Origin of the sequence: Halomonas sp. McH1-25 (assembly GCF_022348165.1) — a bacterium.
In the GTDB taxonomy this organism is placed as follows: Bacteria; Pseudomonadota; Gammaproteobacteria; order Pseudomonadales; family Halomonadaceae; genus Modicisalibacter.
Genome location: NZ_JAKRFI010000002.1, coordinates 628,225 through 649,643 on the forward strand (window position 1 = coordinate 628,225; position 21,419 = coordinate 649,643).

A 21,419-nucleotide genomic window follows, 5' to 3' on the forward strand; every position below is an offset into this window, starting at 1 on the left:
GCAGTCCCGAAGAGGATGGCCGACCGGCCATCCTCTTCGTTTTTGGCCTCACTAAGGATCAAGCGCTCATGTCGAGCACGACACGACCCTCGATCCGGCCTTGATCCAGGCGCGAGAAGATGTCGTTGATGTTCTCCAGCGGTTCGCTCGATACCGTAGCCTTGACCTTGCCTTCGCCGGCGAAGTCCAGCGCTTCCTGCAGGTCCTGTCGGGTGCCCACGATAGAACCGCGCACCGTGATGCCGTTGAGCACCATGTCGAAGATCGGCAGCGGAAAATCGCCGGGCGGCAAACCGTTGAGCGACACGGTGCCGCCGCGGCGGACCATGCCCAGGGACTGCTCGAACGCCTTGGGCGAGACGGCGGTCACCAGCACGCCATGCGCACCGCCGATGGACTCCTTGATGAATGCCGCCGGGTCGGTCTGCCTGGCGTTGACGGTCAGACTCGCGCCGAGACGCTTGGCCAGGGCCAACTTGCTGTCGTCGATGTCCACTGCCGCCACGTTCAGTCCCATGGCCTTGGCATACTGCACGGCCATGTGGCCTAGCCCGCCGATACCGGAAATCACCACCCATTGGCCAGGGCGGGTGTCCGTCACCTTCAGGCCCTTGTAGACGGTAACGCCGGCACACAGTACCGGGGCGATGTCGATGAAACCGACGTTGTCCGGCAGCCGCCCGACGTAATCGGCCTTGGCCAGGGTATATTCGGCGAAGCCGCCATTCACCGAATAGCCGGTATTCTGCTGCGACTCGCACAGGGTCTCCCAGCCGCCCAGGCAGTGCTCGCAGTGCCCGCAGGCCGAGTACAGCCAGGGAATGCCCACCCGGTCGCCTTCCTTCACGTGGGAGACACCGGCACCCAGCGCCACTACGTGGCCGACGCCCTCGTGACCGGGGATGAACGGCGGTTGCGGCTTCACCGGCCAGTCGCCATGCGCTGCATGCAGGTCGGTATGACAGACGCCGGAGGCGGCGATCTTGACCAGCACCTCGCCCGGACCGGGGCGCGGTACCGCCACTTCCTCGATGACCAGTGGCTGCTTGAAGGCGCGAACGACGGCCGCTTTCATTGTCTTGTCCATTGTTTTTCCTCCCGAGCTGATAGCCCATAGAAACGCCCAGCGACACCGCTGAGCTTAAGGCTTGCAGAGCGCGCAGCATTGATCCGTGTCAAGGATATCGTCTCCTGGCAGGGGCAAACCTGGGTCCCGGGCACAGCTTGCCCATGGCGGGTATCGTGACTACACCTTGAAGGGGCGGCTTGCCACGAGGATGTTGCCCTACTCGTAAACGACCATGATGGAAACAGGAGAGCGAGATGGATCTCGAGAAGTTCAAGTCCTGCATTGATGCTTGTAACGAATGCGCGACCTACTGCGATTATTGTGCGGCGTCCTGCCTGCAGGAAGACGACGTCAAGGCGATGGCCGAGTGCATTCGGCTCGACATGCAGTGTGCCCAGATCTGCCGCCTGGCGGCCTCGTTCATGGCCCAGAACAGCGAGTACGTGAAAGAAGTCTGCCGGCTGTGTGCGGAAATCTGCCGCAAGTGCGGCGAAGAGTGCGCCAAGCACGAGATGGATCACTGCCAGCAGTGCGCGAAAGCCTGTATGCGGTGTGCCGAAGAGTGCCAGGCCATGGCTTGATAGCATCGGCAGGCCGGTGGCCGGCAGCGAAGGGTTCCTGCCGGCCTTTTCATGTTAGGAACATCGGTTCTAGCACACGAGAGGCGCAATGGAACTGCTGACGCTCGTGATCATTCTGGCGCTGGCACTCGCTGCCGGGTTGCTGATCCAATGGCTACCCCAGCGCCACCAGCCAATGCCCACCTATTCCCAGCGTGCCCCGTTTCTGGGCGGCGGCACGCCCGATACGCATGCCTGGAACCGTTATCACATCCGCTACTACCCCATGACGCTGCTGCTCATCGCCTTCGAGATGGAGATGATGTTCATGTCCCGTGGGCGGTGGTCTTCGTCGAGAAGGGCATGATGGCGGTGATGGAAATGGGCATGTTTCTGGCCATCCTGTCGGTGGGCATCGTCTACGCCTGGCGTGAAGGAGTGTTCCGGTGGCAGTGAGCTGGTTGCGGCAGTTGGCGGCGCGCTCGTGCGTGCCGGTGTTTCCCGTCTGGGGGCGTCACGACGATGCCTTGTTGGCGACACTCGCCCTGTCGCCGCAGATCGAACTGGTCGACTCGCCACGTCATGCCAGCGTGCTGCTGGTGATCGGCGAGATTCCGGTCGCCCTGCGCGATGGTCTGCAGCGGGTGCATGACCAGCTGCCTACGCCGTTTGCCGCCGTGTGGCTGCGTGGCGCGCCCTTGATGACGCTGGGTGCGCCGGTCCTGGTGGAGCGGGATGACCGGTTGATCGATACGCTGGTGCGAACCCACCGCGAACTGATGATGGGGCAGCGCGAGAGCGCCCCGCGCCAGCTGATGCGCAGTGGCATCTTTCGCCTGGCGGCGATGGATTCTGGCCCTGCTGTCGCTGGTGGGGATTCCGCCGCTGGTAGGCTTTTTCGGCAAGTTCCTGCTGTTCGAGACGACCATGATGGCCGCCGGATACACCTGGCTGGCTGTAGCCGCCGTCATCAACACCGTACTATCGCTGTTCTACTACCTGCGCGTCATCGCCGTGACGATGCTCCAGCCCGGGCGAAGCGAGTTTCCCACCCTGGGCCGGTCGTCAGGGATGGCGATGCTGGCCAGTGCGGCGCTGTTGTTGGCGGCGAGCCTGGGGATACAGGGCGGGCTGGCCTTGTCGCCAATGCTGCACCTTGTCACTCCGTGACAGGTTGACGAGATAGCGAATGGCGCTGCGCGGGAGTTCGCTACCCATCACCACCAGGGCCTCGTAACAGAGCAGAAGCATTCTTCTCATGATTTGCGGTCCTGTTCGACAGTTCCATGGCCATTGCCATAGAAAAATGGCATTCGATGCCAGCAGTGTGACCGCAGAATCTTAAGAATTGCTTACAGCTTTCCTTCAACGACTATGTTTCATTCCACATGGACGGTATCGCGGCACGCGTTGCCGTGTCGGAAGGCTCGCCCGGTCAAGCATCGGCATCCTCGTCGTTGGTCTGATGCTGGCGTTCCTTGCGGATCAGTACCAGATTGCGGGAATAGATGAGCAGTCCGGCGGCTTGTCCTACCACGAATACCGGGTCCTGGCGATACAGGGCGTAGGCGAGCAGGGTCGCGCCGCCTCCCAGGCTGAAAAACCAGAAAGCGATCGGCATGACGCTTTGTTTGGCGCGCTCGCTGGCCAGCCATTGCACGATGAACCGCGCCGAGAACAGCGCTTGTCCGAGAAAGCCGATGCCCATCCATAGCCACTCGTTACTCATCCCTGCTCCTTGACGTACTGCGCGTCGGACGACCGCGGCGATGCGTCGATGTCGCGCTGGGTAGTCAGTGCCGCGGGCAGGCGTGAGCGGCGACGTAACCACATGACACCGATCATGTCGATGAGCCCTACCCATAGGCGGTTGTTCAGCCCGTAGTGGGACTGACCGGCTTGCCGGGCACGATGATTGACGGGCACCGAGATGCAGCGCTCACCCTGCGACTGGACCAGGGCGGGTAGGAAGCGGTGCATATGATCGAAGTAGGGCAGCATGACGAAGGTATCGCGGCGCATCACCTTGAGGCCGCAAGCGGTGTCGGGGGTGTCGTCCTTGAGCAAGGCCGAGCGAACACGGTTGGCGACATGCGACGATACCCGCTTGAGCCAGTCGTCATGGCGCGAGACCCGGTGACCGGCAACCATGGCGACATCTTCGCGGCGGGCCTTGTCGAGCAGACGAGGCAGATCGGCAGGATCGTTCTGTCCATCGCCGTCCAGGGTCGCCAGCCATGTGCCGCAAGCCAGGTGCGCAGCCTGCCATATCGACGTACTCTGACCGGCGTTGTCGGGATGACGTAGTGGCCGCAGGCGGTCATCCTCCGCCGCGCGCTGAACCAGCAGAGACCATGTCGCATCGGTCGATCCATCATCGATTACCAGCACTTCGTGCTCGACATCAGCCAGGGCAGCGGCGATTTCGTCCAGTAGATGGGGGAGGCTGTCCGCTTCGTCCTTGGCCGGGATGATCACCGACACGAGTGGTTGTGGCATGGAGTTCCGATTCCTTAATGTTCTTCTTGGTCTGGGGCTCGCCAGGCGAGGCGGCCCATGAGGAGCCTGTGCATGTCGACGGCGAGGCCGTAAGGATGACACAGTCGGCACGCAACTCGGCGAGCAGAAGCAAGCCCGCCTTGGCTTGCTTGATTACAGCTTAAAAAGAGTGAGCCGCGAAATACAATGATAACGCCGGAGGCTAGTATGGCGACTGCTAAGCAAGCCGTAAGAGAATATGGCCAGGGCGATGGGATCAAGCCTGAGGATGAGGCATGCGAGTATTGCTGGTTGAAGACGATCCGCTGCTGGGCGACGGCATCAAGACGGCCCTGGAGCGCGAGAATTATGCCGTGGAGTGGTTCATGCGCGGACGTGAGGCGGTATCCGCCATTGGCTGTAACGAAGCCTTCTCGGTCATGATTCTCGACTTGGGATTGCCGGACATGGATGGCATGGAGGTCCTGACTCATGTTCGCCAGTGCGCATCGTTGCCCGTCCTGATCCTCACTGCGCGCGATGCCGTGGAGGACCGCATTCGCGGCCTGGATGCCGGGGCCGATGACTATGTCCTCAAACCGTTCGATCTACAGGAGCTACTGGCCCGCTTGCGTGTCGTGACTCGCCGCGCCGAGGGACGAGCGACGCAAGTTCTTGCATTGGGAAGCCTGAATATCGATGAAGCTCGGCATTGCGTGACCTGGCAAGGCGAGGAAATCGTCTTGGCACGGCGGGAATATGCACTGCTACTGGAGCTGGCCCGTCATCCCGACAAGGTGCTGTCACGTCCGCGGCTCGAAAGCCTGCTGTATGGCTGGGGCGAAGAAGTGGAATCCAACGCCCTGGAAGTGCACGTGCATCATCTACGCAAGAAACTGGCCAAGTCGCTGATCGTCACCGTACGCGGTATCGGTTATCGCCTGGACAGTCAGGCGACATGATCTCGATTCGTCGCTATCTGGCGCGCGCTCTGATGTGGGTGCTGGCGATTGCCACGCTACTGGCGGTGACTGCGGCCTATCTGATTACCGACCACGAACTGGAAGAGATTCTCGATACCCAACTGAGCTTGCATACCCGGGTCGTCGCCGGGCAGATCGAGGCGGACATGCCGCGAGAGGCCTATGCGCGCCTCGCGCATCGCCTGGATACTCCCGATCATCAGGCGCGATGGTACGAAGATGGCGAAGTGCAGCTCGACGAATCCGGCGAGACGCCAGCGCCGCTCTATCACGAGGAGGAACGCAAGCTGACGCTCGGCTTCTGGAATGCCGACGGTTCGCCTCGTCTGCTCGGTGCCGAGTGGAACGACAGTGGCCCATTTCCCGCCCCTCGTGAGGAGGGCTTTCGCTGGGAGATCTACGACAGCCAGGAGTGGCGCGTATTCAGCCTGTACGATGTCGCCAGCCGGACCTGGATCAGCATGGGGTTGCGACATGAGTTCCAGAGCGAAATCGTCGAGCGGATCGCGCTTAACAATTTGATCCCCCTGCTGATAATGCTGCCGCTGCTGTTATGGCTGATGGGGCGCATTATCCGGCGCGGACTGGCACCCATCTCGTTGCTGTCCGACCAGGTCCAGGGTCGTGGCGCTCAGGATCTGCGCCGTATCGAGACCGCCGTGCCGCGTGAGATCGAGGGGCTGCGTGACTCGCTGAACGACTTTATCGAGCGGCTGGGCGAAACCCTGGAGCGCGAGCGTCGTTTCACGGCGGACGCCGCGCATGAATTGCGTACCCCACTGGCGGCGTTGCGCATTCATCTGGATAACGCTCGGGCGGGCGAAGGCATATCTCTCGACAAAGCCTATCTCGGCGTGGAGCGTTTGCAGCGAGTCGTGGAGCAACTGCTGATCCTGGCCCGGCTCGACCGGCCGAGAGCGGCTCGGGACAGGGCCGGGCCAGTCGATATCTATCCCATCGTGGCCGAGTTGCTGGCCGACTTCTGGCCGCTGGCCCACGCCCGGGGGCAACAGCTCGAGGTGCACGGGCCGACCCGGCTCGAGGTCCATGCCGATGCGGTGGAAATGAGCATCCTGCTTCGCAACTTGCTCGACAACGCCCTGCGCTACACTCCGGACGGAGGGCAGGTGAGCATCGAACTAAGCCAGAACGAAGGCCGACGACAGTTGATCATTCGCGATACCGGGCCGGGCATTCCCGAACCGCTGATCGACAAGGTCACCGAGCGTTTCCGGCGCGCCACGGATCAGCGTACCACCGGCAGCGGCCTGGGGCTTGCGATCGTCCTGGAGCTGGCCCAGCGCCAGCACGCCACGCTCTCTTTGAGCAACCGCCAACCGCATGGTCTGGAAGCCAGGTTGGTCTGGGAGAACCCGCTCAGTCGGTGACGAATCCCAGAAAATGCCCCGAGATGAACACGGCGAGCCATGCCCCGGGTCAATGCAACGAAGTTGGGTTACGCTGTGCGCATGACGAGTCACCACCCTCGGGAGCCTGCCATGAGCGACAGCGTGCATATCTTCGGTCCCCAGTTCAGTACCTTCGTGCGCAGCGTGCAGTTGTGCTGCGAAGAGAAGGGCATCCCCTACACGGTCGGGACGCGCATCGACGGTGAGCGTGTGGAGTTTCACGGACCGGAGCATCGGGCACTCCATCCGTTCGGCAAGGTGCCTGTGCTGTTGCATGGCGAGCGCAGGCTGATCGAGACAGCGACGATCTGTCGTTATCTGGACGACAACTTCGCGGGTGTTTCCCTGCAGGGCGACGACGCCTGGCAGCGCGCCCAGGTCGACCAGTGGACGTCGATACTGGCGCTTTATGTCGACGACGCCCTGATCCGTCGCTATCTGCTCGAATTCGTGTTTCCCAAGGGCGAGGACGGCAGCATTCGCAGGGACAAGGTCGAGGCGGCACAGCCCCAGGTCGAGAAGGCGCTCGGCCTGCTCGAGGCGCAGCTTGGCGACCGGGAGTACCTGGTGCTGGACCGCTTCAGCCTGGCCGATGCGATTGCCGCGCCCATGCTCGACTACCTGTTCAAGCATCCGCCGGCATCGGATCTGGTTGCCGGTGCGCCCCGCCTGGCAGCGTATGTCGAACGGCTGCGTCAGCGGCCGGCGGCGTCGACGGTGCTGGTCGATATCCAGGGCTCTTGACCCGCGTGATGGCCGAGCTCGATCGCCCACTTGGCGAAGCGCGTTCCTACCCTGCGCAGGTGCTCACGGACCGCCATGCCTACCATCAGGTACTGGTGGGGTTGGAGGGCACCGTCGAGCTGGAAACCGGGCGTGGCGGAGTGCATGTGGCGCCAGGCGTGCTGGCGCCCATCGCCGAGGGCGAGGTGCATCACTACCTGGCCGCAGGGGACAATCGGTGTTTAGTGCTCGACCTCCCGGTGGCCTGGTGCGACGCATTGGGAATGGGCGCACTGGTCGAACGCCGGGCCTACCGCTTGTCGCCAGCGTTGCGGGAGCGCGCCCGGCACCTGGCGGGAGCCGGGAATCTGGCACTGGTAGAGTGGCTGGAGGCGTCCCTGGTGTGTGGCGGGCGCCAAGTCGCCATGCCGCGGCTGCGGCTGATGCGCCTGCTGCCGGAGGTGCTGGCGACCCTCGAGCGGCCCTGGCGTGTCGGCGAGATGGCGGCGCGCTGCCACCTCGCCGAGGCCGCTTTCGCTCGTCAATTCCGCGCATTGGTCGGTCAGGCCCCGCACGCTTGGCTGACCGAACGCCGGCTCGAGCGAGCCTGCCGGCTGATGGCGGAGCCGCAGGCCTCGCTGACCGAGATCGCCGTCGCCTGTGGGTTCGCCGATGCCGCTCACTTCTCGAGAACCTTTCGCGCCCAGCACGGCCTGTCGCCTCGCCAGTGGCGACAGGATCATGCCGGCCCCACCAGGGCCAGTAATGCGCTCAGGTAGAGCGGAATCAGCAGCGGGGCGGCAAGGGTCGTCAGCAGAACGGCGATAGCGCCCTTTTCAGGGCGAATGTTGAGCTCCATGGCCACCACCACGACGTTGGCGGCCATCGGCACCACGCCGAGCAGCAGCACCACCATGGCAAGCTGCTCATCGATACCTACGCTGGCCTGCAGTGCAAGGACCGCGACCAGGCTCACCAGCGGCCACAGCACGAAACGCGCCGCGATGCAGGCGGCGATGAAGCGTCCATCCACTTCACGCAGGCCCACCCGGCCGAGCGTCATGCCGATGATCATCATGCCCAGCACCGTGTAGCAGTATTTGAAATAGTCGAGCCCTTCCATGACGGCGCCTGGCACCGGGAGGTCGACCGCACTCACCAGTAGTGCCGCGGCGAAGGCGTAGATCAACGGCAGGCGGACGATCCGCTGCAGGCTCTCGCGTACCGAGAACTGGCCACGCGCACTGATATAGAAGCCGAGGGTGAATTCGAACAGCGTGATACCCAGCAGGCAGAACAGGTACTGGGTCACGCCCTCGGGCGGCAGCAGCACCATGGCAATGGGCAGGCCGAAATACCCGGTATTGCCGGTGCCCGACGAAAAGGCCAGCAGCGCGGCTTCTTGTGGGGCAAAGAAGGGACGCGCCAGGCGACTGACCAGCAGACACAGACTGCTGGCGAGCAGGAACATGGCGACAGTGAGTCCCAGGTAGGCCAGCGTGGGGCCGCCCAGCGTCAGGCCGCGAAAGAAGGTCAGCGGGGCGATGACGTAGATCAGCAGGGTGGCGATGGGCCGGGGATCGACGGCCAGACGACGGGCGCATAGCCAGCCCAGTCCGACGAAGGCCAGCAGCATCCATAACGGTTGGGTCAGGTCGACGTCGGGCATATTCGCGATGGCTCATGATGTCAAAACCGTCATCATGCCGTCTCGACCACCGGAATGACAGGGCGACGAAGAGGGGGCGGCGCAAGCGCACCAAGCGGTCAGGATTCGACAAGTTCCGCTCCGTGAGGTGCGGCATACTCGGTGCATTTCCGTGCAGGAGCCTGCCATGGCGAATTCCTCCGTTCAACGCGCTACGGCGATTGGCGCGACGACCATCCTCAACTGGGCGCTGCTGGCGGCGCTGACTCAACTCGCCGGGCCGGTGCCCCCGTTTCTGCTCACGGCGCTGGCCTTTGCCATTGCCTTCGCCTGCTTCGCCGTGTGGCTGGGAGTGCGTGGCGAGTCGTTACTGGCGCCGCTCTATCAGCCGCCACGCGTCTGGCTGATGGGTGTGGCGGGCCTGTTCGGCTACCACGCACTCTACTTCGTTGCCCAGCAAAATGCGCCGCCCGCCAATGCGGGATTGATCAGCTACCTGTGGCCGCTGCTCATCGTGATCTTTGTCGCCCTACTGCCGGGCGAGCGGCTGCGTGCCATCCATGTAATCGGCGGGCTGCTCGGCTTTGCCGGGGCGGCACTGCTGGTGGGTGGCGATGCCAGCCGCGGTGGCAGTGCACTGGGGTATGGGGCCGCCTTTGCCTGCGCCTTCGTGTGGAGCGGCTACTCGGTGCTTTCCCGGGCAGCCAAGGGCGTACCCACCGCTGCGGTCGGTGGCTTCTGTCTGGCGACGGCGATCCTGGCGGCGATCTGTCACGTGCTGTTCGAGCCGACCCGGCTGCCCCAGGGCATCGGCTGGCTGGGGGTGATCGGCCTGGGGCTGGGCCCGGTAGGCAGTGCCTTCTTTACCTGGGATGTGGGCGTCAAGCATGGCGACCTGCGCTTGCTCGGCCTGCTCGCCTATTTCACGCCGCTGCTCTCGACCCTGGTGCTGATTGCCACTGGCTATGCCGAACCCACACCGCTGCTGGCGCTGGCCGCACTGCTCATCACGGCCGGGATGCTGGTGGGGAGCGGCCGGCTGTCGCGCAGCGCTTGACCCTGGAGTGACTATAGGCAATACAAGAAGAGGCAAATCGTCGTCAGGAGAACGAGATGCCTCGATCGGATACGCACGATCATGCACATGACCACTCGCATGGCCATGACCACGATCATGTCCCCCAGGTGAATGCCGACAGCGAAAAGCGGGTTCGCTGGGCCATGATTCTGACCGGCAGCTTCATGCTGGCCGAAGTGATCGGCGGTTGGCTGTCGGGATCGCTGGCGCTGCTCGCCGATGCCGGACACATGCTCAGCGACAGCGTCTCGCTGGCCCTGGCCTGGTTCGCCTTTCGCCTCGGCGCCAAAGCCCCCGACAAGCACCGTACCTATGGCTATCAGCGTTTCCAGGTGCTGGCGGCCTTCGTCAACGGGCTGACGCTGCTGGCCATTGGCGTGGGCATCGTGATTGCCGCCATCCAGCGGCTGCATTCGCCGGTCGAGGTGATGGCCGGGCCAATGCTGGTCATTGCCGTGCTGGGGTTGGTGATCAATCTGGTGGTGTTCGCCATTCTTCACCGGGGCGACCGGGACAACCTCAATTTGCATGGCGCCTTGCTGCATGTAATGGGCGATCTGCTCGGCTCGGTCGCAGCCATCGTCGCCTCGCTGATCATCATGATGACCGGCTGGAACGCCGCCGACCCGATCCTGTCGGTGCTCGCTGCGGTACTGATCCTGCGTGGCGCCTGGAAGATCCTGCGGCGTTCGGGACACACCCTGCTCGAAGGCACGCCCGAGGGCATCGAGGCGCATGATATCCGGCGCGAGCTGGAAGCTCTGGATGGCATCGAAAGCCTGCATGATCTGCATCTCTGGGGGTTGACGCCCCAGGATCCCCTGCTCAGCCTGCACTTGGTGGTGCATGACGATGTCGATCACGAGCAGGTGCTGCGTCGGGCATCGGCCCTGTTGCGCGAGCGTTTCGGCATTACCCACGCCACGTTGCAGGTGGAAAGCGAGTCGTGCCTGACCGGGGGCGACTGCGAGACCGCGGCGTCGCGTCTATGACTGAAATCGAAGATCAGGCACGAAACTTTCATTGGTTCCTCGGCGTGGGGGCAGGCAAAATGGCTGCTTTCCGATAATCCCCCCACCGATGAGGACCGAGACCGATGAGTGCACAAGAGCATCCGCTGGGCATCAGCTTCGAATTCTTTCCGCCGAATACCGACGCCGGCCGGGAAAAGCTGCTGCAGGCCCGGGACGCCTTGGCCGAACGCAATCCGCGCTTCTTCTCGGTCACCTACGGCGCTGGCGGCTCGACCCAGGCGCGGACCTTCAATACCGTCAAGTCCGTGCGTGAGTGCGGTATCAACACCGCGCCGCACCTGTCCTGCATCGGCAGCGATAAAGGACAGATGCGTGAGCTGCTAGAGGAATATCGCGAATGCGGTATCAGTAGCCTGGTGGCGCTGCGTGGCGATCTACCCTCGGGCATGGGCGGCATCGGTGAGTTGCGCTATGCCAACGAACTGGTCGAGTTCATTCGCGCCGAGACCGGGGATCATTTCGAAATCGCCGTGGCGGCCTATCCCGAAGCCCACCCCCAGGCGCCGAGCTTCGAGCATGACCTGCAGAATTTCGCGCGCAAGATACAGGCGGGCGCCAATCTGGCCATCACCCAGTATTTCTTCAGCGCCGAGGCGTATTTTCACTTCGTCGAGCGGGCGCGCGCCCTGGGGGTCGAGACGCCGATCGTGCCGGGCATCATGCCGATCACCAACTATACCAAGCTGGCCCGTTTCTCGGATGCCTGCGGGGCCGATATCCCGCGCTGGGTGCGTAAGCAGCTCGAGGCCTACGGCGACGACAGCGAGAGTATCCAGGCCTTCGGCGAAGAGGTCGTATCGAACCTGTGCCGGCGTCTGCTCGATGGCGGGGCGCCGGGCCTGCACTTCTACACGCTGAATCAGGCGGGACCGACCCTGAGAGTGCTCGGTAACCTCAAGTAACCGAGTGGCAACGAAACTGTCCTGTGAGGATTTGGCGGCCTGCGAGGCCGTTGGCTAGCCTGAAAGTGCACGTCTCACCATGGATAGGAGAATGACATGGCACGTTTTGGCATGCTTGCACTGGGGTTGGGCGTTTCGCTATTGGCTGGCACCGCCCACGCTGCGCAGAATATCGAAATTCACGAGGTCAGCGCCGAAGGCGTCGGTGACAGCATCGGCACGGTGACCGTCGAAGACTCCGATTACGGCCTGAAGCTGACGCCGGATCTGTCCGGATTGTCGCCCGGTATGCACGGTTTCCACGTGCATCAGAATCCGAGCTGCGAGCCGGCCGAGCAGGACGGGGAAATGACTGCAGCGGCAGCGGCAGGCGGTCACTTCAACCCCAACGATGGCGAACACCACGGTCCCTATCGGGAGGGCCATCTCGGCGATTTGCCGATATTGATGGTCGATCAGGAAGGTAACGCCACGACACCGGTAGTGGCGCCGCGCCTGGAGATGTCGGACCTGCAGGGGCATGCGCTGATGGTTCACCAAGGCGGTGATACCTACGAACCGCAACCGCCGCTGGGCGGCGGCGGAGCGCGTGTCGCCTGTGGCGTGATCGAGCAGTAACGGCCGCACTGCAACAGCGCAGCCGAAACGCAAAGTCCCACGCCTTGGCGTGGGACTTTCTCGTGCTGTCTACGAGGCCGAGCGACGCTTATTTGGCCGCTTCGTACAGCTCGTTGACGTAGTCCCAGTTCACGACCTTCCACCAGTTGTCGAGATATTCGGGACGGCGGTTCTGGTAGCTGATGTAGTAGGCGTGTTCCCACACATCGCAACCCAGGATCGGTGTGCCCTGCACGCTGGCAACGTCCATCAGCGGGTTGTCCTGGTTGGCCGTGGAAGTGATTTCCAGCTCGCCGCCCTGGGTGACCACCAGCCAGGCCCAGCCTGAACCGAACTGGCCGACGCCCGCCTTGGTGAAGGCATCCTTGAACTCGTCGACGGAGCCGAACTTCGCCTTGATGGCATCCACGGCAGGACCGGAAGGCTCCTTGGCGTTCGGCGTCATGCAGTTCCAGTAGAGAGTGTGGTTCCACAGGCCGCCGCCATTGTTGCGTACGACGGCCGGCTGCTGGGAGATGCTGGCAAAGATCTCTTCCAGCGACTTGTTCTCCATGTCGGTACCGGAAATGGCATCGACGAACTTGTCGTAGTAGGTCTTGTGGTGCTTGGTGTGGTGAAGGCGCATCGTGGTTTCATCGATGACCGGCTCCAGCGCATCGTAGGCGTACGGCAGGTCGGGAAACTCGTGTTTCATGGGTGACTTCTCCTTTGTCGTTACACAGATCGCAATGCGCCGATCCTGATCGACGTTTGCCTTCTTGCAGCAATGATTGTTGGGGTTAGCGCGCTCTTTTTCAAACTCGAATATAACTTATGTGCACCAAATGGCAGGCAGCCTTGAGCGCAGACGCCGGCCTGGGGCCGGCGTCTGGTGGTTGTCGCGAGAGCAAGGTTACGTGTTGGCGGTACGCTTCGCGTGCCCGTCGGCCGGTTGGCGGCGTTGCATCAGGTAGAGCAGCACCCCGATCACGAGACCGATCAGATCGGTATAGATGCCGCCATAGATCATGCAGATCGCACCGGCAAGTAGGGCCAGGCGCGCCCAGGCCTTGACCGGACCGAAGTACCACGCTTGGACGGCGGCGGCGAGCATGACGATGCCGATCGTCGCGGTGATGCCGACGCGCAGGATCTGCAATGCGCTGCCTTCCATCAGCATGGCTGGGCTGTAGAAGAACATGAAGGGCACGATGAAAGCAGCCAGGCCGATCTTGAACGAGGTCACCGACGTCTGCATGGCGTTGGCGCCGGAGATCCCCGCCGCGGCGTAGGAGGCCAGGGCCACCGGGGGTGTGATCGCCGAGACTACCGCGAAGTAGAACACGAAAAAGTGTGCCACCAACGGCTGGATGCCGATGCCGATCAAGCCCGGAGCGACCACCGATGCAGCGACGGCATAGGCCGCCGTGGTGGGCATGCCCATGCCCAGCAGGATGCTGATGCACATGGCGAAGAACAGCGCCAGTAGCTGGCTGAATCCGGCCAGGCCCAGCAGCAGTGACGAAAAGCGGGCCCCGACCCCGGTCAGCGAGATGACGCCGACGATGACCCCTGCGCAGGCGCACACGGCGATGATCTGAATCGACATGGTGCCGGCCAGCTCGAGGGCCTTGAGGATCGAGCGGATGCCCATCTTGTGCGGCGACAGCCAACTCACCACGGCGGCTGAAGCCGTGGCCAGGGTGCCGGCGCGAATGACCGAGTAGCCCATGAACAGGGCGACGACCAGAATGATGATCGGCGCAAACAGGTAGGCTTGCTTGGCCAGACGCGAAAAGCGCGGAATCTCGTCGCTGCGCATCCCCCGCATGCCCTTGTAGGCTGCCTCGAAATCGACCATGAAATAGACCGAGGCAAAATAGAGGATGGAGGGAATGATGGCGGCAATGGCGATCTCGGTGTACGGAATACCGGTAATCTCGGCCATGATGAAGGCGCCGGCGCCCATGATCGGCGGCATGATCTGGCCGCCGGTGGAAGCGGCGGCCTCGATGGCACCGGCACTGCGGCTGGGATAACCGACCTTCTTCATCAACGGGATGGTCAGCGAGCCGGTGGAAACCACGTTGCCGGCACTGGTGCCGTTGATCATGCCCATCAGGCCCGAGGCGAAGATCGCCACCTTGGCGGGACCGCCACGCGCACGTCCCGCAGCCGCGAAGGCGAAGTTGACGAAGTAGTCGCCGACCTTCGAGGCCTGTAAAAAGGCGGCGAAAATGATGAACAGAATGATGTAGGTGGATGACACGGCCGTCGTCGGGCCGAGGATGCCGGCATCGGTGTAGACCTGGCTGAAAAAGCGATTGACCGACAGGCCGGGATAGCCGAGAAAGCCCGGCAGATAGGGGCCGGCGAATACATAGGCCAGGAAGACCAGCGAGATGACGACCAGCGCCAGTCCGGCCACACGACGCGTCAATTCCAGGATCAGCAGGGTACCCGCGATGGCCGCGTAGGAAATGCCTATCGGTGCGAACGAGGTTCCTGTCGACATGCGCAACGGCGTGTTGTAGATCACCAGGAAGTAGCCGGCGCTGGCCAGGGCGCAGACCATCAGGACCAGATCGGCGACGCCCATGCGTTCACGTGCCTGACGGTAGAACCAGGAAAGCACAATGGCTGAGGCGGTGGCGAAGATCAGCGGTGCGCCGAAATGCCAGGTTTCGACGGCCGGGTCGATACGCATGGCGCCAGCTTGAATCGTCTGCCACATCAGGCCGACCTGGACCAGCGAATAGAGTGCCGGGATGAGTAGAGCCGCGGCCAGCCAGGTGACTCCCTTGCGCGCGCCTGCCGGCTCGCGCGATTCCAGAAACTGGGCACCGGCATAGAAGCCGTAGCCGAGTATCAGCGCCCCGCAGATGTGGATGATGCGGAACGACCACGTTTCCAGCGGATAGACATTGAGTGAAAGCAGGTGGAAGGAGGAGTAGCCGACGGCGAAGGCGGCGAACAGCCACCACTGCCAGCCGGCGAGTAGGCGGCGGTTGGCCTCGACGACTTCCTCGTCGACCCCCTGTGCAACGGTCGGCACCTCGGGGGCGTCGCCGATGCGTTCCTCGGGACGATGGGGGGTATTGCTCATGGAACGTTACCTGGAGAAAAGCGGTGAAAGCCACAGGAGCCGGTACCTGCATCCAAGTACCGGCCCCGTTCAGGACGGTGCTGGCTTACTTGATCAGCGACTCATCGATTTCGTAGCCGTTTTCCTTGTACCAGCGAGCGGCACCCGGGTGGAAAGGAATGACCTGGTTCTTGTCCACGTTCTCGGGAATGGTGGTTGCTGCGCTGCGGTGGATCTCACGCATCCGCTCGTTGTTTTCCATGGTGAGGCGGGTGGCTTCGTAAACGAGATCTTCCGGCAGATCGCATCCGGCAATCGCGAAGTTCCACATGGACACGGCACGTGCATCGTCCTCGAGGGTCGAATAGGTGCTGGCCGGGATGCTGAACGCGGAGACCGGGAAGGCCTCGATGGTCTGCTGCTGCTCTTCTTCGGTGAACTCGATGATATTGACGTCGGTCTGGACCTCGAGCTGGCTGACCGCCGGAATCGGAATGCCCGCCGCAAAGGCGATGACGTCGATCAGGCCATCCTGAAGCTGGCCGCCCAGGTCGCTCCAGCCCCCGTTGCGACGTTCGAAGTCGACGCCCAACTCCTCGAGGATGGCGGGGAAGTAGGTGTCAGACGTCGAGCCGGCTGGACCGAAACCGATGCTGGCGCCATCGGGAATTTCCGAAATCGAGGTGATGCCTGAGTCGCTCAGTGCAGTGATCGAGAACGGCGTCTCGTACATAGGGAACATGGCGCAGACGTTGTCCATTACCACGCCCGGTGCCAGCGGGCTTTCGCCGTTCATGGCATCTCTCGCCGGGCCCATGGTGGTCAGGCCGAAAGCGACATCGCCGCTATGCACCAGGGCCAGGTTCTGGGTCGGGCCGCCGGTGACTTCGCCCCCGCCGGAAATTCCCAGCTCGTCGGCGATCATGTTGGCCCAGCCGGAACCGTAGACGAAATAGGTACCGCCTTGGCTTGCCGTGCCGACGGTGAAACTCTCGGGCCACTCCGAGCGGTCGGCCTGCGCGGCGGTTGCCACCAGCAGGCCGCCGAGACAGGCGCCGGAGGCCAGGGTCATGGCGATACGCGACAGCGGTAGACGAGTGTTGGCTGACATGCGATTTCCTCTTGATTCGTTATCGTTGGGTGAATTGAGGTTGTCCAAGAGTTAGCGCAAGCGGTGTTCCTTTTTTTTTAAAGATCTTTATTTTCAAATGGTTGGCGTGCTGTTTCTGCGACAAAGGTCGAAGGGGGCGTGAGCGGGAATGTCCGGATACCCGCACGATTCTCTGGCGTGATGTGCGGAAATCCGCACAAAAAACGCCCCGCTTGAGCGGGGCGCGTTATACGTCGATGAGCCATCGTCGCTTATTTTTTGGGATCGAGAATACGCACGGTCTGGACTTCGTTCTCGCGTTGCGACTCGCGGGCCTGGTTGACCCGGGTGGTCAGCTCGGGAGCCGCCCCTTCCTCGATCGGTAACTGCTCGAAGAAATCGCAGGCCACGCAGTCGCGATAGCGAATCCCGTTCTGTTCCCAGGTACGCAACCTGTCCATGGCGGCGCAGCGTGGGCACACGGCGCCGGCAATGAAACGCTTGGGTGTCGACATCGGATCTCCTGTCAGGCGGCACGGATGCCGCTGTGGCGGAGCAGGGGCTCGACGCTGGGGTCGCGGCCACGGAACGCACGGAACAGTTCTGCCGCGTCACGTGAACCGCCCTGCTCGAGAATTTCGCGGCGAAAGCGGATGCCGGTGTCGGCGTCGAACACGCCGGCCTCCTCGAAGGCGCTGTAGGCATCGGCAGACAGCACTTCCGCCCACTTGTAGCTGTAGTAGCCCGCCGCGTAACCGCCGGCGAAGATATGGCTGAAGCTGTTCTGGAAACGGTTGAAGTCGACCCGCGGCACCACCGACCACTGATCGCGGACCTCGTCGAGCAATGCCTGGACGTCGCTGGCCTTGGGTGCGGCGAGCTCATGGTGCAAGCGGAAGTCGAACAGCGAGAACTCGAGCTGGCGCAACATGCCCATGGCCGACTGGAAGTTCTTGGCGGCCTGCAGTTTTTCGAGCATCTCGTCGGGCAGGCGCTCGCCGGTCTCGACATGGGCGGCGATCAGGTCGAGTCCCTCGCGCTCCCAGCAGAAATTCTCCATGAACTGGCTGGGCAGTTCCACGGCATCCCAGGCAACCCCGTTGATGCCCGAGATATCGGCCACGCTCTGCTGAGTCAGCATGTGGTGCAGGCCATGCCCGAACTCGTGGAACAGCGTGGTGACTTCATCGTGGGTCAGCAGCGCCGGCTTGCCGCCCACCGGACGGGTGAAGTTGCAGGTCAGGTAGGCCACCGGCAACTGCAGACTGCCATCCTCGCGCTGACGGCGTACCCGACACTCGTCCATCCAGGCCCCGCCACGCTTGCCTTCGCGTGCGTACAGGTCGAGATAGAAACCGGCGATGGGAATGTCGCTCTCGCGGATCTCGTAGTAGCGCACGTCGGGGTGATAGCGTGGCGCGTCCTCATCCTCGACGAACTTCACGCCATAGAGGCGCTCGGTGACACTGAACAACCCGTCGATGACACGCGGTGCCGGGAAGTAGGGGCGCAGTTGTTCCTGGGAGATCGCATAGCGCGACTCGCGCAGTTTCTCGCTGGCGTAGCCCATGTCCCAAGGCTTGAGATCCTCGAGTCCCAGTGTCTCCTTGGCGAAGGCCTCCAGCTCGTTGAATTCCTCTTGCGCCTGCGGATGGGCACGCCTGGCCAGATCGGTCAGGAAGTCGAGTACCTGGCTGGGCGAATCGGCCATCTTGGTCGCCAGCGAGAAGTCCGCGTAGGTCTCGAAGCCCAGCAGTTGGGCCAGCTCGTGGCGCAGGGCGAGGATTTCCTCGATGTTGGCGGCGTTGTCGAACTCGCCGGCGTTGGGGCCCTGGTCCGAGGAGCGAGTGACGAAGGCGGTATAAACCTCACGACGCAGTTCGCGATCGTGGGCGAAGGTCACCACCGGATAGAAACTGGGGAAGTCCAGCGTGATGCGGTAGCCTTCGACGTCCTTGGCCTCGGCATTGGCTTTCAGCGTTTCCAGGGCGCTGTCGGGCAGGCCGTCGAGCGCGGCGACATCCGTGACATCCTTGTGCCAGGCCTGGGTCGCATCGAGCACGTTGTTGGAGAAGCTGTTGGTCAGCGAGGACAGGCGGGCCTGGATCTCGCCATAGCGGCGCTTCTCGTCTTCGGGCAGGTCGACGCCGGCCAGGCGGAAGTCGCGCAGGGTGTTGTCGACGCTGCGCCGCTGGGCCTGATCGAGGGCGTTATACGCCGACGACTCCTGGAGAGCCTGGTAGGCGCGGAACAGCCCTTCGTGCTGGCCCAGCCAGGTACCGTATTCGGAGAGCTTGGCCAGACAGGCCTGGTACGCCTCGCGCAGGGCCGGAGTGTTCATGGTGCCGTTGAGGTGCGACACCGGCGACCATGCCTGCGACAGGCGGTCGTTGAGCTCTTCCAGCGGTGCCGCCAGACTCTCCCAGGTAGGCGGTTCCTGGGCGGCCCGCTCGGCCAGCTTGTCGATGGCCGCACGATTCTCGTCGAGGATCTGCTCGATGGCCGGTACCACGTGGTCGGGCTGGATGGCACCGAACGGCGGTAGCGTGTGACGCTCAAGCAGCGGATTGTTGGACATGACGGGGGATTTCCTTGTCGTGTACGTGGAGACTGCTGCATTAGATGCGGGCGCGGCAGATGGGTTTCAACGTCGTCAGTATGGCGTCAGCGTGATCGAGGCCGCCAGCGTTAGCATCGCGGCTATTGTGTCGGGCGGCTTGCCTGATAGGCTTGCGCCTTCGGCACGCGGCGGCGTGCCGCCATAACCGAAGAAGGCAGGGCAATGAGCGAGACACTGGAGCGCTGGAGTTCCCGGCGCGCATTCATACTGGCGGTGACCGGGGCCGCCGTGGGGTTGGGCAACATCTGGCGCTTTCCCTACATGACCGGAGAGAACGGCGGTTCGGCGTTCCTGCTGCTGTATGTCGCTTTCGTACTGCTGCTGGGCCTGCCGGTGATGATGGCCGAGATACTGATCGGGCGGGCGGGGCGTCGCAGTCCGATGCAGGCATTGGCCCATTTGGCCCGCCAGGCCGGAGCGACGCCGCACTGGCGCTGGCTGGGGCTGTTCGGTGTCATGACGGTCTTTCTGATCCTGTCGTTCTATTCCGTGGTGTCGGGCTGGTCGATCGAGTACCTCATCGAATCGGTCAACGGCAACTTCGTGGGCCAGACGCCCGACGAGATCGGTGCCAGCTTCAATGTCTTCCTGGCCGATCCCCTGCGCATGACCTTCAATCATACCCTGTTCCTGCTGCTGACCTTGTCGGTGGTGGCGGCAGGCGTCTCCGGCGGTCTCGAGAAACTCAACAATCTGCTGATGCCGCTCCTTTACCTGTTGTTGCTGGTGCTGGCCGGCTATGCGGCCACCACCGATGGCTTCGGGGCTGCCATAGCCTGGCTGTTCACCCCCAACCCGTCGGCCATCAGCGTGCCGGTGGTGCTCAATGCCATGGGGCATGCCTTCTTCACGTTGGCTGTCGGGGCCTGCGCACTGATGGCCTACGGCGCCTATATGCCGGATCATCAGAGCCTGCCCAAGGCCGTCGCCGCGGTAGCGGTGCTCGACGTGACCGTGGCGCTGCTGGCCGGCATCGCGATCTTTTCAGTGGTCTTCTCCCAGGGCATGGACCCGGGCGAGGGACCGGGACTGATGTTCGTCACGTTGCCCATCGCCTTTGCCGAATTGCCGGGCGGCGCCTGGTGGCTGGCGATCTTCTTCCTGCTCCTGCTACTGGCAACCTGGACGTCGTCGATCAACCTGGCCGAGCCGATCGTGGCTACGCTACAGGGGGTCGGGATGCGCCGCGGTCGGGCCACGGCGCTGGTCGGGGTCGCCGTGTGGGCGGCGGGCATGCTCTCGGTACTGTCGTTTTCGGCCATGGCCGATGTGCACTGGTTCGGCGAGATGACGTTCTTCGATCTGGTGACCAGCGTGCCGACCGATATTTTTCTGCCGGTGGGCGGGGTGCTGATCGCTATCTTCGCCGCCTGGATCATGCCGCGCGACACGGCGGTGCGTGCCCTGGACGCCGGGCAGCGCGGCTTCCGTCTCTGGCAGGCCACTGTGCGCTTCGTCTCGATCCCGCTGGTGGTGATCGTGCTGGTGTCCGGGCTGTGGTAAATGACGAGCTGACAACGAGGAGAGAGGCATGACGATCCGAACCTTTCAGGGATTGACGCCACGGTTGGGCGAGCGGGTTTTCGTCGATCCGCTCAGCGTGGTGCTGGGCGACGTGGTGCTCGGCGACGATTGTTCGGTGTGGCCGATGGCAGTCATCCGCGGCGACATGCACCGGATTCGCATCGGCGCACGGGTAAGCGTTCAGGATGGCAGCGTGCTGCATATTACCCACGCCAGCGACTTCAATCCCGGCGGCCATCCGTTGACCATCGGCGATGACGTGACCATCGGTCACAAGGCCCTGCTGCACGGCTGTACCATCGGCAACCGGGTATTGGTCGGCATGGGCGCGACGGTGATGGATGGCGTGGTGGTCGAGGACGAAGTCATCATTGCCGCTGGCGCTGTGGTCACGCCGGGCAAGACGCTGGAAAGCGGTCATGTCTATGCCGGCAATCCGGCCAAGCCACTGCGCGCGCTCAAGGACAGCGAGCGTGCCTTCTTCACTTATACGGCAGGCAACTACGTCAAGCTCAAGGATCAATACCTGGCTGACGGCCAGGATAGGTGATTCCTCACTTCAAGCGTTTGTTTTCTGAGGCGATGCTGCGCGATAATCTGGATTTGCATACAGTAACCG

The 21,419-nt window shown here is 63.0% G+C and carries 21 protein-coding genes and 1 pseudogene; 13 read left to right on the top strand and 9 right to left on the bottom strand.

The window, feature by feature from the left end:
• Window positions 1–58: 58 nt before the first annotated feature.
• The gene (gene adhP, locus MHM84_RS09330; protein ID WP_239265202.1) at window positions 59–1,087 is read right to left on the bottom strand and encodes an alcohol dehydrogenase AdhP; all 1,029 of its coding nucleotides are present in this window, start codon (window positions 1,085–1,087) and stop codon (window positions 59–61) included.
• 236 nt (window positions 1,088–1,323) lie between these two features.
• On the opposite strand from adhP, the gene MHM84_RS09335 reads away from it, so the two are divergent.
• The 3 genes and pseudogenes from MHM84_RS09335 to MHM84_RS09345 all read left to right on the top strand — a co-directional run bounded on the left by MHM84_RS09335 (window position 1,324) and on the right by MHM84_RS09345 (window position 2,799).
• Window positions 1,324–1,650: a four-helix bundle copper-binding protein gene (locus MHM84_RS09335; protein ID WP_239265204.1), complete on the top strand. Its 327-nt coding sequence runs from the start codon at window positions 1,324–1,326 to the stop codon at window positions 1,648–1,650.
• Window positions 1,651–1,825: 175 nt separating this feature from the next.
• A pseudogene (locus tag MHM84_RS09340) lies at window positions 1,826–2,085 on the top strand (NADH-quinone oxidoreductase subunit A).
• A 414-nt stretch (window positions 2,086–2,499) separates the two neighbouring features.
• Complete coding sequence (locus tag MHM84_RS09345) at window positions 2,500–2,799, top strand: hypothetical protein (protein ID WP_239265321.1); 300 nt, start codon at window positions 2,500–2,502, stop codon at window positions 2,797–2,799.
• A gap of 265 nt (window positions 2,800–3,064) precedes the next feature.
• On the opposite strand, the gene MHM84_RS09350 is transcribed toward MHM84_RS09345, so the two are convergent.
• Together MHM84_RS09350 and MHM84_RS09355 are read right to left on the bottom strand one after the other, a co-directional pair.
• Window positions 3,065–3,358, bottom strand: coding sequence for a lipid-A-disaccharide synthase N-terminal domain-containing protein (locus tag MHM84_RS09350; protein WP_239265206.1), 294 nt, complete (start codon window positions 3,356–3,358; stop codon window positions 3,065–3,067).
• Entirely contained in the window at window positions 3,355–4,128 is a 774-nt protein-coding gene (locus MHM84_RS09355) for a glycosyltransferase family 2 protein (protein ID WP_239265208.1), read from the bottom strand. Before MHM84_RS09355 ends, MHM84_RS09350 begins: the two co-directional genes overlap by 4 nt.
• A gap of 275 nt (window positions 4,129–4,403) precedes the next feature.
• On the opposite strand from MHM84_RS09355, the gene MHM84_RS09360 reads away from it, so the two are divergent.
• The 4 genes from MHM84_RS09360 (at window position 4,404) to MHM84_RS09375 (ending at window position 8,001) form a co-directional block, all read left to right on the top strand.
• A complete protein-coding gene (locus tag MHM84_RS09360; RefSeq protein ID WP_239265210.1) occupies window positions 4,404–5,069 on the top strand; it encodes a response regulator transcription factor in 666 nt (221 codons plus the stop codon).
• The gene (locus tag MHM84_RS09365; protein WP_239265213.1) at window positions 5,066–6,478 is read left to right on the top strand and encodes an ATP-binding protein; all 1,413 of its coding nucleotides are present in this window, start codon (window positions 5,066–5,068) and stop codon (window positions 6,476–6,478) included. Before MHM84_RS09360 ends, MHM84_RS09365 begins: the two co-directional genes overlap by 4 nt.
• 111 nt (window positions 6,479–6,589) lie before the next feature.
• The gene (locus MHM84_RS09370; RefSeq protein ID WP_239265215.1) at window positions 6,590–7,243 is read left to right on the top strand and encodes a glutathione S-transferase family protein; all 654 of its coding nucleotides are present in this window, start codon (window positions 6,590–6,592) and stop codon (window positions 7,241–7,243) included.
• An 8-nt stretch (window positions 7,244–7,251) separates the two neighbouring features.
• A complete protein-coding gene (locus tag MHM84_RS09375) occupies window positions 7,252–8,001 on the top strand; it encodes an AraC family transcriptional regulator (RefSeq protein WP_239265218.1) in 750 nt (249 codons plus the stop codon).
• Here the strand turns inward: MHM84_RS09375 and MHM84_RS09380 are convergent.
• Window positions 7,962–8,891 carry an AEC family transporter gene (locus MHM84_RS09380; protein WP_239265221.1) on the bottom strand — a complete coding sequence of 310 codons (930 nt, stop codon included), beginning with the start codon at window positions 8,889–8,891 and terminating at the stop codon, window positions 7,962–7,964. The genes MHM84_RS09375 and MHM84_RS09380 overlap by 40 nt on opposite strands.
• A 166-nt stretch (window positions 8,892–9,057) precedes the next feature.
• Here MHM84_RS09380 and MHM84_RS09385 point away from each other — a divergent pair, with 166 nt between their 5' ends.
• The 4 genes from MHM84_RS09385 (at window position 9,058) to sodC (ending at window position 12,502) form a co-directional block, all read left to right on the top strand.
• Entirely contained in the window at window positions 9,058–9,927 is an 870-nt protein-coding gene (locus tag MHM84_RS09385; protein WP_239265223.1) for an EamA family transporter, read from the top strand.
• 56 nt (window positions 9,928–9,983) lie between these two features.
• Window positions 9,984–10,940, top strand: a complete 957-nt coding sequence (locus tag MHM84_RS09390; protein WP_239265225.1) for a cation diffusion facilitator family transporter — start codon at window positions 9,984–9,986, stop codon at window positions 10,938–10,940.
• Window positions 10,941–11,044: 104 nt separating this feature from the next.
• A complete protein-coding gene (gene metF, locus MHM84_RS09395; protein WP_239265227.1) occupies window positions 11,045–11,884 on the top strand; it encodes a methylenetetrahydrofolate reductase [NAD(P)H] in 840 nt (279 codons plus the stop codon).
• Between the two features lie 96 nt (window positions 11,885–11,980).
• Window positions 11,981–12,502 carry a superoxide dismutase [Cu-Zn] SodC gene (sodC, locus tag MHM84_RS09400; RefSeq protein WP_275445716.1) on the top strand — a complete coding sequence of 174 codons (522 nt, stop codon included), beginning with the start codon at window positions 11,981–11,983 and terminating at the stop codon, window positions 12,500–12,502.
• Between the two features lie 88 nt (window positions 12,503–12,590).
• Here the strand turns inward: sodC and MHM84_RS09405 are convergent, their stop codons facing one another.
• From MHM84_RS09405 to prlC, 5 genes are all read right to left on the bottom strand, one after another.
• Complete coding sequence (locus MHM84_RS09405) at window positions 12,591–13,196, bottom strand: superoxide dismutase (RefSeq protein WP_239265229.1); 606 nt, start codon at window positions 13,194–13,196, stop codon at window positions 12,591–12,593.
• A gap of 198 nt (window positions 13,197–13,394) precedes the next feature.
• Entirely contained in the window at window positions 13,395–15,587 is a 2,193-nt protein-coding gene (locus MHM84_RS09410) for a TRAP transporter fused permease subunit (protein ID WP_239265231.1), read from the bottom strand.
• Window positions 15,588–15,672: 85 nt separating this feature from the next.
• Window positions 15,673–16,638, bottom strand: a complete 966-nt coding sequence (locus MHM84_RS09415) for a TAXI family TRAP transporter solute-binding subunit (RefSeq protein ID WP_239265325.1) — start codon at window positions 16,636–16,638, stop codon at window positions 15,673–15,675.
• A 290-nt stretch (window positions 16,639–16,928) separates the two neighbouring features.
• Window positions 16,929–17,171, bottom strand: a complete 243-nt coding sequence (locus MHM84_RS09420; protein WP_239265233.1) for a YheV family putative zinc ribbon protein — start codon at window positions 17,169–17,171, stop codon at window positions 16,929–16,931.
• Between the two features lie 11 nt (window positions 17,172–17,182).
• Entirely contained in the window at window positions 17,183–19,234 is a 2,052-nt protein-coding gene (prlC, locus tag MHM84_RS09425; RefSeq protein ID WP_239265235.1) for an oligopeptidase A, read from the bottom strand.
• A 204-nt stretch (window positions 19,235–19,438) separates the two neighbouring features.
• Between prlC and MHM84_RS09430 the strand changes: the two genes are divergently transcribed.
• Together MHM84_RS09430 and MHM84_RS09435 are read left to right on the top strand one after the other, a co-directional pair.
• Window positions 19,439–20,779 carry a sodium-dependent transporter gene (locus MHM84_RS09430; protein ID WP_239265237.1) on the top strand — a complete coding sequence of 447 codons (1,341 nt, stop codon included), beginning with the start codon at window positions 19,439–19,441 and terminating at the stop codon, window positions 20,777–20,779.
• A gap of 28 nt (window positions 20,780–20,807) precedes the next feature.
• A complete protein-coding gene (locus tag MHM84_RS09435; protein WP_239265240.1) occupies window positions 20,808–21,350 on the top strand; it encodes a gamma carbonic anhydrase family protein in 543 nt (180 codons plus the stop codon).
• Window positions 21,351–21,419 lie beyond the last annotated feature (69 nt).

Coding starts and splice junctions, on each gene's coding strand:
- adhP (WP_239265202.1), bottom strand. CDS start 1,087: ATGGACAAGACAATGAAAGCGGCCGTCGTTCGCGCCTTCAAGCAGCCA.
- MHM84_RS09335 (WP_239265204.1), top strand. CDS start 1,324: ATGGATCTCGAGAAGTTCAAGTCCTGCATTGATGCTTGTAACGAATGC.
- MHM84_RS09350 (WP_239265206.1), bottom strand. CDS start 3,358: ATGAGTAACGAGTGGCTATGGATGGGCATCGGCTTTCTCGGACAAGCG.
- MHM84_RS09355 (WP_239265208.1), bottom strand. CDS start 4,128: ATGCCACAACCACTCGTGTCGGTGATCATCCCGGCCAAGGACGAAGCG.
- MHM84_RS09360 (WP_239265210.1), top strand. CDS start 4,404: ATGCGAGTATTGCTGGTTGAAGACGATCCGCTGCTGGGCGACGGCATC.
- MHM84_RS09365 (WP_239265213.1), top strand. CDS start 5,066: ATGATCTCGATTCGTCGCTATCTGGCGCGCGCTCTGATGTGGGTGCTG.
- MHM84_RS09370 (WP_239265215.1), top strand. CDS start 6,590: ATGAGCGACAGCGTGCATATCTTCGGTCCCCAGTTCAGTACCTTCGTG.
- MHM84_RS09375 (WP_239265218.1), top strand. CDS start 7,252: ATGGCCGAGCTCGATCGCCCACTTGGCGAAGCGCGTTCCTACCCTGCG.
- MHM84_RS09380 (WP_239265221.1), bottom strand. CDS start 8,891: ATGCCCGACGTCGACCTGACCCAACCGTTATGGATGCTGCTGGCCTTC.
- MHM84_RS09385 (WP_239265223.1), top strand. CDS start 9,058: ATGGCGAATTCCTCCGTTCAACGCGCTACGGCGATTGGCGCGACGACC.
- MHM84_RS09390 (WP_239265225.1), top strand. CDS start 9,984: ATGCCTCGATCGGATACGCACGATCATGCACATGACCACTCGCATGGC.
- metF (WP_239265227.1), top strand. CDS start 11,045: ATGAGTGCACAAGAGCATCCGCTGGGCATCAGCTTCGAATTCTTTCCG.
- sodC (WP_275445716.1), top strand. CDS start 11,981: ATGGCACGTTTTGGCATGCTTGCACTGGGGTTGGGCGTTTCGCTATTG.
- MHM84_RS09405 (WP_239265229.1), bottom strand. CDS start 13,196: ATGAAACACGAGTTTCCCGACCTGCCGTACGCCTACGATGCGCTGGAG.
- MHM84_RS09410 (WP_239265231.1), bottom strand. CDS start 15,587: ATGAGCAATACCCCCCATCGTCCCGAGGAACGCATCGGCGACGCCCCC.
- MHM84_RS09415 (WP_239265325.1), bottom strand. CDS start 16,638: ATGACCCTGGCCTCCGGCGCCTGTCTCGGCGGCCTGCTGGTGGCAACC.
- MHM84_RS09420 (WP_239265233.1), bottom strand. CDS start 17,171: ATGTCGACACCCAAGCGTTTCATTGCCGGCGCCGTGTGCCCACGCTGC.
- prlC (WP_239265235.1), bottom strand. CDS start 19,234: ATGTCCAACAATCCGCTGCTTGAGCGTCACACGCTACCGCCGTTCGGT.
- MHM84_RS09430 (WP_239265237.1), top strand. CDS start 19,439: ATGAGCGAGACACTGGAGCGCTGGAGTTCCCGGCGCGCATTCATACTG.
- MHM84_RS09435 (WP_239265240.1), top strand. CDS start 20,808: ATGACGATCCGAACCTTTCAGGGATTGACGCCACGGTTGGGCGAGCGG.